11 protein-coding genes are annotated in these 12365 nt (G+C 69.7%); 8 read left to right on the top strand and 3 right to left on the bottom strand.

The features are described from left to right. Positions 1–24 precede the first annotated feature (24 nt). The 5 genes from AB5J54_RS17885 (at position 25) to AB5J54_RS17865 (ending at position 2339) form a co-directional block, all read left to right on the top strand. A complete protein-coding gene (locus AB5J54_RS17885) occupies positions 25–597 on the top strand; it encodes a hypothetical protein (protein WP_369149379.1) in 573 nt (190 codons plus the stop codon). 14 nt (positions 598–611) lie between these two features. Further along, entirely contained in the window at positions 612–782 is a 171-nt protein-coding gene (locus AB5J54_RS17880; protein ID WP_369144904.1) for a hypothetical protein, read from the top strand. A 113-nt stretch (positions 783–895) separates the two neighbouring features. After that, positions 896–1315, top strand: coding sequence for a BlaI/MecI/CopY family transcriptional regulator (locus AB5J54_RS17875; protein ID WP_369144903.1), 420 nt, complete (start codon positions 896–898; stop codon positions 1313–1315). 15 nt (positions 1316–1330) lie between these two features. Beyond that, positions 1331–1849, top strand: a complete 519-nt coding sequence (locus AB5J54_RS17870; RefSeq protein WP_369144902.1) for an amino-acid N-acetyltransferase — start codon at positions 1331–1333, stop codon at positions 1847–1849. 154 nt (positions 1850–2003) lie between these two features. After that, complete coding sequence (locus AB5J54_RS17865; protein WP_030324199.1) at positions 2004–2339, top strand: Lsr2 family protein; 336 nt, start codon at positions 2004–2006, stop codon at positions 2337–2339. Here the strand turns inward: AB5J54_RS17865 and AB5J54_RS17860 are convergent. Next, positions 2318–2905, bottom strand: a complete 588-nt coding sequence (locus AB5J54_RS17860; protein WP_369144900.1) for an SCO3374 family protein — start codon at positions 2903–2905, stop codon at positions 2318–2320. The genes AB5J54_RS17865 and AB5J54_RS17860 overlap by 22 nt on opposite strands. A gap of 461 nt (positions 2906–3366) precedes the next feature. On the opposite strand from AB5J54_RS17860, the gene AB5J54_RS17855 reads away from it, so the two are divergent. After that, positions 3367–5889, top strand: coding sequence for an ATP-dependent Clp protease ATP-binding subunit (locus tag AB5J54_RS17855; RefSeq protein ID WP_369144899.1), 2523 nt, complete (start codon positions 3367–3369; stop codon positions 5887–5889). Positions 5890–5957: 68 nt separating this feature from the next. Here the strand turns inward: AB5J54_RS17855 and AB5J54_RS17850 are convergent, their stop codons facing one another. Beyond that, positions 5958–8921, bottom strand: coding sequence for an NACHT domain-containing NTPase (locus AB5J54_RS17850; protein WP_369144898.1), 2964 nt, complete (start codon positions 8919–8921; stop codon positions 5958–5960). A 476-nt stretch (positions 8922–9397) separates the two neighbouring features. Here AB5J54_RS17850 and AB5J54_RS17845 point away from each other — a divergent pair, with 476 nt between their 5' ends. After that, positions 9398–10099: a M23 family metallopeptidase gene (locus AB5J54_RS17845; protein WP_369144897.1), complete on the top strand. Its 702-nt coding sequence runs from the start codon at positions 9398–9400 to the stop codon at positions 10097–10099. A gap of 14 nt (positions 10100–10113) precedes the next feature. Here the strand turns inward: AB5J54_RS17845 and AB5J54_RS17840 are convergent, their stop codons facing one another. Then, the gene (locus AB5J54_RS17840; protein WP_369144896.1) at positions 10114–10668 is read right to left on the bottom strand and encodes a TetR/AcrR family transcriptional regulator; all 555 of its coding nucleotides are present in this window, start codon (positions 10666–10668) and stop codon (positions 10114–10116) included. Between the two features lie 101 nt (positions 10669–10769). Between AB5J54_RS17840 and AB5J54_RS17835 the strand changes: the two genes are divergently transcribed. After that, entirely contained in the window at positions 10770–12353 is a 1584-nt protein-coding gene (locus tag AB5J54_RS17835; RefSeq protein WP_369144895.1) for an MDR family MFS transporter, read from the top strand. Positions 12354–12365: the final 12 nt, after the last annotated feature.

Below are 12365 nucleotides of genomic sequence, written 5' to 3'. Positions count from 1 at the left end.
ACGCCATACGGATCCCGCGGCGGCATGGCGTTCAGCGCGGACGAGCTGCGTGTGCTCCGTCGCGCCCTTGCCATCGCCCTCCACCCTGCCCCCCTCCAGGACGAGGACGTCCAGGACTGCCTGCGCCTGGCCGATACCGTGGACGAGGCGGTACGCGAGGCCGGCCGGCTGCGCGCCTTCCTCCTCGACGACCTGGCCCGGTACCGCGAGGCGCTGCCCGGGTCCCTCAGCGGCTATGTGGAGCTGCTCCGGGACGCGCTGGCCGCCGGCTACGACCCCGGCGCCGACGACCTCGCCGCCCTGCGCGCGCTGCGCCGCAACCCGGCCGCCGCCGAGCTGCTCGCCCGCTGCCAGGTCCTCGCCGAGCGTTCCGTACGTGCGCGCCTGGCCCGGGTCTCCCAGGCCACCGCCTCGACCGCGCCCTCCGTCTCCCGGGCCCGACTGCTCGCCCTGCCCGGCGGACGCGCGGCGGCCGACGAGCCCAAGCCGAAGCCGCCCGCCCCGGCCGAACGTCCGGTCCCCAAGCCCTCCGAGGTCTTCCCGCCACGCCGACGCCCCGTCCCCCCGCCCCCACCGGAGGAGCGGGTCGCCGGATAGCTACTCTGGACGCCATGGAATACGTATCCGCGCTCCTGCCTCCCGTGGTGATGGCCGCGTTCTTCATCGCCCTCGTCACCGTGATCGTCAAGAGCCAGGGCGGCCCGAACAAGGCCAAGGAGGACGCGGTCGTCGACGCCGCCCTCGCCCGCGCCGAGGCCGCCCGCCAGGCGGACGGCTCCTAGCCCGCCCGTACGACAACGCCAAGGGTGTACGACCGCTACCGGTCGTGCACCCTTTTCGTCCTTCTTCGGCGGCAATAGGCGTTTATTGGCGTTTCTCCCACTAGGGTGGCATTGTGCCCCGCCCCTTGGGAGAACTCGAAGACGCCGTCATGACGCGCGTCTGGCAATGGAACCGCCCGGTCACCGTCCGGGAAGTCCTTGAGGACCTTCAGCAGGAACGGTCCATCGCCTACACCACCGTCATGACCGTCATGGACAATCTCCATCAGAAGGGCTGGGTCCGCCGGGAGGTCGAAGGCCGGGCCTATCGATATACGGCGGTCTCCACCCGCGCCGCCTACTCCGCCGCGCTGATGAACGAGGCCTGGGCGCAGAGCGACAACCCCGCCGCCGCACTCGTCGCCTTCTTCGGCATGATGTCGCCGGAACAGCGGGAGTCGCTGAACGACGCCATCCGGATCGTCCAGCGCGACAACCCGCTCCCCCCTCCCCCGCGCGAGGCCGAGGGGGACGAGGGGACGCCCCGCCCGTAGCGATAGCGTCCCCCCATGTCGACCTCCGCCAAAGCCGTCACCGTACGCAGGGCCCGCACCAGCGATGTGCCCGCGGTCCGCCGTCTCGTCGATCCTTTCGTGCAGCGCGGCATCCTGCTCGACAAGGCGACCGTGACGCTTTACGAGTCCATCCAGGAGTTCTGGGTCGCGGAACGCGACGAGGACGCCGTCGTGGTCGGCTGCGGCGCACTCCACGTCATGTGGGAAGACCTCGCCGAAGTCCGTACTCTCGCCGTCGATCCCGACTTCAAGGGAGCCGGCGTCGGACATCAGGTGCTGGACAAGTTGTTGCACACCGCCCGATGGCTCGGGGTGCGGCGGGTATTCTGCCTGACCTTCGAAGTCGACTTCTTCGCGAAGCACGGCTTCGTGGAGATCGGCGAGACCCCGGTCGACGGAGATGTCTACAGCGAGCTCCTGCGTTCCTATGACGAGGGAGTCGCCGAGTTCCTCGGTCTCGAACGAGTGAAGCCGAACACCTTGGGCAACAGCCGGATGCTTCTGCACCTGTGAGACGGAAGCCCGGCGATCCTCTCGCGGAACCCTATGTCCGAATCGCGCACGTTTCCCGCGTTGCCGGGGATCTGAACCTCTCCCAGGGGTTTGTGTTTTTCCGGGAAAAGCGGTTTCCTTTCCGCGTACTGCATTTTCGATGAAAGGAAATCCGGTGGCACAGAAGGTTCAGGTCCTTCTTGTCGACGACCTCGACGGCGTCGAGGCGGACGAGACCGTGACGTTCGCGCTGGACGGCAAGACCTACGAGATCGACCTCACCACCGCCAACGCGGAAAAGCTCCGTGGCCTGCTCGAGCCGTACACCACGAGTGGCCGTCGCACCGGCGGCCGCACCACCGGCGGACGCGGCAAGGGCCGCGCCGTGGCGACGGGCAGCCAGGACACCGCGAAGATCCGCGCGTGGGCCAAGGAGAACGGCATGAACGTCAACGACCGCGGCCGTGTCCCCGCCGACATCAAGGCCGCCTACGAGGACGCGAACCGCTGAGGCGACAGCTGCTGAGCCGCCCCACGGGTACGGGCACTCAGCAGCCGTACCCGGTGGCACTCCGCCGCGGCGGCCGCCACGAGACGCACCAGACAGGGGGCGCCCGCAACGCCCCAGGGCGCGGACCGCAGCGCCGGCAGCGAGGACTCGACCTCGCGACCCGGCGCGGGCGCCCGCAGCCACACCGCGTCGCCCGGCGCGCCGGAACCGCTCCACCCCGGGGGAAGGGGTGCGGTCGTCCGGCCGCCGGCACCACGGATCGCGAGATCCAGCGAGATCCCGCCCCACTCCAGCCAGTCGAGCAGTCCCGGTAGCTCCTCCGCGCTCCCCGCGGCCACGAGCAGCCCCATCCGGCGCCCCATCAGGGCCACCGGCCCCGTCACCGCGCCCAACCGGCGCAGCACGCCCCGGCCGGCCGCGGCGGGCAGTTCCAGGACGTCGAAGCGCAGCCCCGTGACCAGCTCCGCCGGCGGGCCCGCCACCGCGGCCCAGCCGAGCTCGTCCTCGTACCACCGCGCGATCCCTCCGTCGGACGGCGTGCGGGGAAGCGGGACGGTGAAAGCCATGCCCGGGGAACTCCCGCGGGGGCCCGTTGGTTACGCCCGCGGTGACACACCGTCCCCCGCCGAACGCGCAAGGTGTCCGTGATGGGGCGTACGCGTGCATTCGGCAGCGCAAGGGTGTTCGCTGGTAGCGGAGGGAACCGGGGTGTGCCGCATGGAGTGTCAGTGCTTACGGGTAAGACATTCCTAGTGGAGAGGGGCGACTCGCGGGCTTCGGCGTCTCACGTTCGCCATCGGCGTACTGATGGCGCGGGTAACTACTTGGCCTGCGGGAACATCGTCTCGCACCATCGGGTTGGAGCATTTGTCGGCTGTTCGGCAGCAGGTCTCCCCGCTGAAGAGGGGGTGATCCGGACGGATGTCGGCAGTTGGAATGAGCGGTCCCCGCTTGCGGGACTAAGCTGCGGAAGGACAGGGAGGGGATCGACCCCTAACTGACTGACCGCTCTGAGGAGCGATTAACGATGTTCGAGAGGTTCACCGACCGCGCGCGGCGGGTTGTCGTCCTGGCTCAGGAAGAAGCCCGGATGCTCAACCACAACTACATCGGCACCGAGCACATCCTTCTGGGCCTTATCCACGAGGGTGAGGGTGTCGCCGCTAAGGCCCTGGAGAGCCTCGGGATTTCGCTCGAGGCGGTCCGGCAGCAGGTGGAGGAGATCATCGGCCAGGGCCAGCAGGCCCCGTCCGGGCACATCCCCTTCACCCCTCGTGCCAAGAAGGTCCTGGAGCTGTCGCTCCGGGAGGCCCTCCAGCTCGGCCACAACTACATCGGCACCGAGCACATCCTGCTCGGCCTGATCCGCGAGGGCGAGGGCGTCGCCGCCCAGGTCCTCGTGAAGCTGGGCGCCGACCTCAACCGGGTGCGGCAGCAGGTCATCCAGCTGCTCTCCGGCTACCAGGGCAAGGAAGCCGCCACGGCCGGCGGTCCTGCCGAGGGCACCCCCTCGACGTCCCTGGTCCTCGACCAGTTCGGCCGGAACCTCACCCAGGCGGCCCGCGAATCCAAGCTCGACCCGGTCATCGGGCGCGAGAAGGAGATCGAGCGGGTCATGCAGGTGCTGTCCCGCCGCACCAAGAACAACCCGGTCCTCATCGGCGAGCCCGGCGTCGGCAAGACCGCCGTCGTCGAGGGCCTGGCGCAGGCCATCGTCAAGGGCGAGGTGCCCGAAACCCTCAAGGACAAGCACCTCTACACCCTGGACCTCGGCGCGCTGGTCGCCGGCTCCCGCTACCGCGGTGACTTCGAGGAGCGCCTGAAGAAGGTCCTCAAGGAGATCCGCACCCGCGGCGACATCATCCTGTTCATCGACGAGCTCCACACCCTCGTGGGTGCGGGCGCCGCCGAGGGCGCGATCGACGCCGCCAGCATCCTCAAGCCGATGCTGGCCCGCGGTGAGCTCCAGACCATCGGTGCCACCACGCTCGACGAGTACCGGAAGTACCTGGAGAAGGACGCGGCCCTCGAGCGCCGCTTCCAGCCCATCCAGGTCGCCGAGCCGTCGCTCCCGCACACCATCGAGATCCTCAAGGGTCTGCGTGACCGGTACGAGGCCCACCACCGGGTCTCCATCACCGACGAGGCCCTCGTCCAGGCCGCGACCCTGGCCGACCGGTACATCTCGGACCGCTTCCTCCCGGACAAGGCGATCGACCTGATCGACGAGGCCGGCTCCCGGATGCGCATCCGCCGGATGACCGCGCCGCCGGACCTTCGCGAGTTCGACGAGAAGATCGCCGGCGTCCGCCGCGACAAGGAGTCCGCGATCGACTCGCAGGACTTCGAGAAGGCCGCGTCCCTGCGCGACAAGGAGAAGCAGCTCCTCGCCGCGAAGGCCAAGCGGGAGAAGGAGTGGAAGGCCGGCGACATGGACGTCGTCGCCGAGGTCGACGGCGAGCTGATCGCCGAGGTCCTCGCGACCGCCACCGGCATCCCGGTCTTCAAGCTGACCGAGGAGGAGTCCTCGCGTCTGCTCCGCATGGAGGACGAGCTCCACAAGCGCGTCATCGGCCAGAAGGACGCCGTCATCGGCCTCTCGCGGGCCATCCGCCGTACCCGTGCGGGTCTGAAGGACCCGAAGCGCCCCGGTGGCTCGTTCATCTTCGCCGGCCCGTCCGGTGTCGGTAAGACCGAGCTTTCGAAGGCTCTCGCCGAATTCCTCTTCGGCGACGAGGACGCGATGATCTCCCTCGACATGTCGGAGTTCAGCGAGAAGCACACGGTTTCCCGCCTCTTCGGTTCGCCGCCCGGATACGTCGGCTACGAAGAGGGCGGCCAGCTCACCGAGAAGGTGCGCCGCAAGCCGTTCTCCGTCGTCCTCTTCGACGAGGTCGAGAAGGCCCACCCCGATATCTTCAATTCCCTTCTCCAGATCCTGGAGGACGGTCGCCTGACCGACTCCCAGGGCCGGGTCGTGGACTTCAAGAACACGGTCATCATCATGACCACCAACCTCGGGACCAGGGACATCTCGAAGGGCTTCAACCTGGGCTTCGCCGCCCAGGGCGACACGAAGTCCAACTACGAGCGGATGAAGGCGAAGGTCAGCGACGAGCTGAAGCAGCACTTCCGCCCGGAGTTCCTCAACCGTGTGGACGACATCATCGTCTTCCCGCAGCTGACGCAGGAGGACATCCTCCAGATCGTCGACCTGATGATCAGCCGCGTCGACGAGCGCCTCAAGGACCGGGACATGGGCATCGAGCTCTCCCAGTCCGCGAAGGAGCTGCTCGCCAAGAAGGGCTACGACCCCGTGATGGGCGCCCGGCCGCTGCGCCGGACGATCCAGCGCGAGATCGAGGACACGCTCTCGGAGAAGATCCTCTTCGGCGAGCTGCGCCCCGGTCACATCGTGGTCGTGGACACGGAGGGCGAGGGCGAGGAGCGCACGTTCACCTTCCGCGGCGAGGAGAAGACGGCCCTGCCGGACGCCCCGCCGATCGAGGCGACGGGCGGCACGGGCCCGAACCTCTCGAAGGACGCGTGACGCACGCGCCGAGCGCTGAGCGGTAAGGGGCGGCCCCGGAACCCGATGGTTCCGGGGCCGCCCCTTTTTCATGTGCCTTCAGGAAGGAGAAGCCGTCGGAGCTGGTCCTCGCCGCTCGAACTCGTCAGTTCGAGCGTGTCCAGCGAGGGGAAGATCGCCTCGATCCGGCGGAGCTCCGGTTCGTGCTCGTGTGTCAGGCGGACGGTCCGCACCGACTCCACGGTGATCCCTTCCGGGCACTCGACGAGGTCCCCCTCGTCGATCCAGAGGGTGCGCACCGCGGAGAGGCCCGCGAGCACCCGCCATGAATCGGCACGTACATACGGTGCCTTCCACAGGTTCAGCGAGGTCAGGCTCCGGAGCCGTCCGAGTGTCTCCAGCCCGTCCTCGGGCCAGGTGTGCGGCAGCTGTAGGAGGTCGAGGGGCGCGCCTGCCGGCAGGTCCGCGGCGGACCACCCGGCACGGGGGTCGAGGCCGAGGGTGAGGGACTCCAGCCGCGTCAGTGCGGACAGCGCGGAGAGGCTGGGCCGGCGGCCCGACCGCCGCAGCCGGAGGGCCACGGGATCGCATGCGGCGAGGAGCCGGGCGAGGCCCTCGTCCGACACGGACTCACTGACCTCCAGCAGGTCGGGACGCAGGCCGAGCCGGACGAGCTCGTCCGCGTGCTCGTCGCCTTGGACGAAGTACCGGAGCAGGCCGGCATCGAGTCGCGCGATGATCTCCTCGGCGTAGGGGCTCGGCTCGAAGCGGGGCCAGGCGTGCATCAGCTGGGCACGGATCCGCAGCGAGGAGTGATCGGCGAAGCGGGCCAGATAGGGGAGCGCCGCGTCCACCGTGATGTGAGAGGCCGTGATCACCGAGTGGTACGCGTGCTCCTCGCTCAGCTCCTCCGGTCCGCCCAGCAGCCGGAGCACTGTCGGGCCTCCCAGCGCGAGCCCGCGGGCCTCGCTCTCCGAGCGGGGCGGGATCAGCTCGGCGGTACGGGCCATGATCTCGTCCCGCACGTCGGGGGACACCTCCGTGGCGCTGTCGAGCGCGGTCGCCGCGACCATCAGGATGCGCAGCTGGTCGCGGCGGTCCTCGGCGGAATCCGCCTCCGTCAGCAGCTCCCGCAGGATCTCCTCGCACTCCCGCGGCCGCGCGTGGCCCACCGCCATGCGGATGACGTCCTCCCACTGGTCGTCGGCGGCGTGCCGGACCAGGACGCCGATGTCCCAGTGGTCCACCAGGGCCTTGGCGGCGAGGTAGTCCTGGAAGGTGCGGTGGATGAAGTCGACCGTGTCCGAGGTCGGCTCGCGGAGCAGGCCGCTGCGCTGGAGGAGGTGGGTGAAGACGCTCTCCGGCGGATACTGCGCGGCTTCGTGGATCGCCGGCACCGCCTCCCGTACGAGGGATTCCGCGTGGGCCCGGTCCAGCTGGGTGCGGCCGTTGAGCGTCAGCCAGTACGCGAGGCGCTGGATCAGCTGGATCTGCGGGGCCTCGTCGAGGGCGATGCCCGTCGGGTCCCCCATGTCCCGCTCGCGGTCGCGCCGCACGAGGAGCATCGACAGGGCCGCCTCGTACAGGGCCTTGCGCCCGCGGGGCAGGAAGCCGCGCCGGTCGCGGTGGAGGGCGCAGATCAGCCCGCACATGAGGGGGTTGGTGGCGAGCTGGGCGACGTGCTCGGCGGTGCGCAGCGCGTCGAGGAGCGGCTGCTCGTACGGCTCCGCCTCCGGCCCCGCGGCCCGGTGCCAGCGCCGTACGAAGGTGGCGACCTCGGCGCGGGTCATGGGGGAGAGGGTCAGCTCGGTGAAGCCGTCCCCGGCCAGCCAGTCGTCGCGTACGGCGGTGGGGCGTGAGGTGACGAGCCAGCGGTTGCCCTCGTAGGTGTCCAGGAGGCTCCGGAGCCAGTCGCGGGCCCGGCCGCGTTCCGCCTCGGGGATCTCGTCGATGCCGTCGACGAGCACGACGGCCCGGCCGGCGGCGAGGACCCGGTCGGCCCAGCCGTCGGGCGGGGTGAGCGGGCAGCCGGCGGCGGGCAGGAAATGGCCGGGGGCGGGGAGCCGCTCGCCGTGGCGGGTGAGGGCGCGCAGGGGGAGGACGAAGGGGATGCGGCCCCTGAGGTACGTCATTCCGTCCGCGCGCCCGTCGCCGGCGGCGCCCCCGGGCCGTCCCTCCGTCGCCGCCGAGACCGTCAGCCACTGGACGAGGGTCGTCTTGCCCGAGCCCGCGAGGCCGCGCAGCAGGACCCTGTCGTGCCGGGCGAGGGCGAGGTCGGCGCGGACGGCCTGTTCCCGCTGGTGCGGGGCGAAGGGGGCCACCTCGTCCGGCGCGGGTGCCTCGCCGGTCGCCTCCAGGGACAGATAGGCGAGGTCGAGCGGCCATCGGTCCGGGGAGTGGTGCAGGTCGATGCCGTAGATCGTGAGACGGCCGTGGTTCTTGGCCAGGTGTTCCAGGTACCGGCGCTCGAACTCCGCGTCCTGCGTGTCGGCCCGCGGTGTCCTGCGGACCACTTCGTCGACCTTGGCGATGAGCTCGGCCTGGGCGCGGGTCTGTTCCACCAGGCTGCGGGCGATGAAGGTCGAGCGCTGGGTGAAGAACTCCAGGAGGTGGAGGCAGGCCCACTCGGTCATCGACTCCAGGTAGAGGACCGAGTCCGTGGAGAGGCCGTCGGGGGCCGGGGCCGCCGCTCGCAGGCGGCGGGCGAGGTCGCGGTGGCCCAGGCGGACGGCCTGCACGTCGTCCATGTCGAGGTCGCCGAGGGCGAGGAGGGTCGTCGCGAGGGTGTCGGTGACCGCCTCGGTCTCGTCGGCGGGGAAGGGGGCCTCGCCGGGGCCGCCCGTCGAGCGTCCGACGAGGGTGGCGGCCAGTTTCCGGACGTCCTTCTCCGTGAGCGTGCGCTTCTCGCCCCGGAAGGAGACCAGGGAGGAGAGCCGGATCTTGTCCGACGGTCCCGTGAGTCCGGCGCCCGGGCCGTCGCTGACCAGCAGTTTCTTCAGCAGCGGGCCGATCGCGGCCGAGGCGAGGCGGGTGCCGATGAGTGCCGGTTCCATGTGTGTCCCCCCGTGGATTCCCGAAGCGGTCAGCGTAGTGCGGGACGGGGTTCCGGGCGGCTCGGTTGCGTGACCCAGGTCCCATTGGGGGCGGGGCGCTGGTGACAAGGCGCACAGGCGTTTCGAGGGGTACTAACTGGAATAGTGGCGACCTTTGGTGTCGATTCGGGACGTTCAGGTGTGAATCGTAGGGACTTAGGCCCTAGAGGGTCCCGAACCGGGCGCCGGGCGGCGTTTCGGGCACTTCCGGCCCCCCGCGACGTGCGCGTAAACCGATTCTCTTGTGTCGGTATGTCCGTTTTCGCGAGCCCTCTCCGGGCTCGTCAAGGGGTGAACTTCCCTGGAGATCGCTACGACGCTATGTCGTAGATGGGGTGTTTTGGGATGGCTGGGGGTCCGGGTTACCAAGGATGAGCAAGCCCGACGCAGCGCACCGTCCGCGTCGGGTCCCGTACGTCCCGGAGGTTTTCCCCCGTATGTCGAAGCGCGTTATGAACCCCGCCGCCCGTATCACCGCCGTTGCTCTCGCCGCCGCGGGTCTGGGAGCGACGCTGGTGGCCGGAGCAGGGTCCGCCTTCGCCGCCGAGGGCAAGGTCGCCGCGGCCCCGGTCGCCCTGACCGCCTCTGCGGCCGTCGCCGCCCAGGCCGACGCCCAGGCGCACCTCGCCACCCAGGTGAAGGCCGCGGCCGCCAAGGCCGCCGCCGCGAAGGTCGCCGTCGTCAAGGCCGCGCCCGTGAAGGCCGTCAAGAAGGCGACCCCGGCCTGGGTCAAGCCGGTCACCGCGTACACCCTCAGCGCCAGCTTCAACCAGGGCGGCGCCATGTGGGCCCACAAGCACTCCGGCCAGGACTTCGCCGTCCCGGTCGGCACCCCGGTCAAGGCCGCGGGTGCGGGCACCGTCGTGAAGGCCGGCCCGAACGGCGGCGGCGACGGCCCCGCGTACGGCAACGCGATCGTCGTCAAGCACGCCAACGGCACGTACTCGCAGTACGCCCACCTGTCGAAGATCAAGGTCTACATCGGCCAGAAGGTCGCCGCCGGCCAGCAGATCGCCCTCTCGGGCAACACCGGCAACTCCTCCGGCCCCCACCTGCACTTCGAGATCCGTACGACCCCGAACTACGGCTCCGCCGTCAACCCGATGGCCTTCCTTCGGGCCCACGGCGTCGGCGTCTGACGCACCCCATCGATTCAGGCCTGCTGAGCCTGCTCGATCAGATCGAGGGCGACCTCGAGGACGGCTTCCTGCTTCTCCTCGAGGTCGCCCTCGACGTTCTCCATGAAGAAGGTCCCGGCGTGCAGCGTGAAGATCGCGCTCACGGCGCGGACCTTGTCCTTGATCGGGGCGTCGGGTTCCTGGATGAACTGGTTGAGCGCGATGAAGCGCTCCTTGAAGGTGAGCCCGATGCTCAGGTCGCGCACGGTCGCCTGGTTCTCGTGCATGAAGCGGAAGAGCGGGGCCGCGGCGCGCAGGGCCTTCTGGTAGCGGCGCAGGATCTCCTGCTTGGTCTCCAGGGTGCGGGGCTGCTCGCCCGCCCAGGCGACCAGTTCGTCGATCGGGCGCGTGAGGTCCTGGAAGATCCCGATGATGATGTCTTCCTTGGTCTTGAAGTGGTAGTAGAGCGCCGCCTTCGTGACGTCCAGACGTTCCGCGATCTCCCGCAGCGAGGTCTTCTCGTACCCCTGCTCGGCGAAGAGTTCGAGAGCCACGTCCTGGATGCGCTGGCGGGTGTTGCCTCGGGCCATGACGGGTCTCCGCTTTCCAGAAAACTTACTTGACGCCCGGCTAGTTACCGGCCTACCTTCCTCAGTGTAGTAACTAGCCGGGCGGCAAGTAAGGGATGGACATGGCGACGAAACAGAACGTTCAAACAGCGGAGGGGGAGGCTGCGCCGCAGCCGCGCAGCGTACGCGTCGTCCTTCTCGCCCTCATGATCGCGATGCTCCTCGCGATGCTCGACAACATGATCATCGGCACCGCGATGCCGACGATCGTGGGCGAGCTCGGCGGTCTGGAGCACCTTTCCTGGGTCGTCACGGCCTACACCCTGGCCACCGCCGCCTCCACTCCCCTCTGGGGCAAGCTCGGCGACATGTTCGGCCGCAAGGGCGTCTTCCTCACCTCGATCGTGATCTTCCTGATCGGCTCGGCGCTCAGCGGCATGGCCCAGGACATGGGTCAGCTCATCGGCTTCCGCACCGTCCAGGGCCTCGGCGCCGGCGGTCTCATGGTCGGCGTCATGGCGATCATCGGTGACCTGATCCCGCCCCGCGAGCGCGGCAAGTACCAGGGCATGATGGCCGGAATCATGGCCCTCGCCATGATCGGCGGCCCCCTCGTCGGCGGCACCATCACCGACCACTGGGGCTGGCGCTGGTCCTTCTACATCAACCTGCCGCTCGGCGCCGTCGCCCTCGCCATGCTCACCACCGTCCTGCACCTGCCGAAGAAGCAGCGCGTCACGGGCACCCGCATCGACTTCCTCGGCGCCGGGCTGCTGACCGCCGGCATCACCGCGATCGTCCTCGTCACCACCTGGGGCGGCACGGAGTACGCCTGGGGCTCGGCCACCATCGTCGGCCTCGCGATCGGCGGCGCCGCCGCCCTCGCCGCGTTCCTCTTCGTCGAGACGCGGGCGAGCGACCCGATCATGCCGCTGCACATCTTCCGCAGCCGCAACTTCACCCTGATGTCCCTGATCGGCTTCATCACCGGCTTCGTCATGTTCGGCGCGGTCCTCTACCTGCCGATCTTCCAGCAGTCCGTCCAGGGCGCCTCGGCCACCAACTCCGGCCTGCTGCTCCTGCCGATGCTGATGTCGATGATGGTCGTCTCGCTGCTCGTCGGCCGCTTCACCACCAGCACCGGCAAGTACAAGATCTTCCCGATCCTGGGCGGCGCGCTCATGGTCGCCGGCCTCTTCCTGCTCTCCACCATGGACACCGGCACCTCGCGCCTCGTCTCCGGGGTCTGGATGGCCGTCCTCGGCGCCGGCATGGGCTTCCTCATGCAGATCACCATGCTGGTCGCCCAGAACAGCGTGGAGATGAAGGACATGGGCGTCGCCTCCTCCTCCACCACCCTCTTCCGGACGCTCGGCTCCTCCTTCGGCGTCGCGATCATGGGCGCGCTCTTCACCAGCCGCGTCCAGGACGAGATGGCGTCCCGCGGCGGCGGCGGGCTCACCGAGCGGACCGCCCAGCTCGACGCGGCGAGCCTCGCCAAGCTGCCGGCCGCGCTCCGCGAGGCCTACCAGCACGCGGTCGCCTCCGGCACCCACGGCGCCTTCCTGGTCGCCTCCGCCGTCGCCGTCCTGGGCTTCGCCCTCGCCTTCTTCGTCAAGGAGGTGGCGCTCCGCGGCGCCGGACCGGCCGCGGCCCCGAAGGCGGAGTCCGGCGACGACGCGCCGAAGGTCGCCGAGACGGTCTGACCGCTCGTACGG

The sequence above is a fragment of the Streptomyces sp. R44 genome (genome assembly GCF_041053105.1).
Classification (GTDB): Bacteria; Actinomycetota; Actinomycetes; order Streptomycetales; family Streptomycetaceae; genus Streptomyces.
Note: the sequence above shows the minus strand (reverse complement) of the source record. Positions and strands in the feature narration are given on the sequence as shown.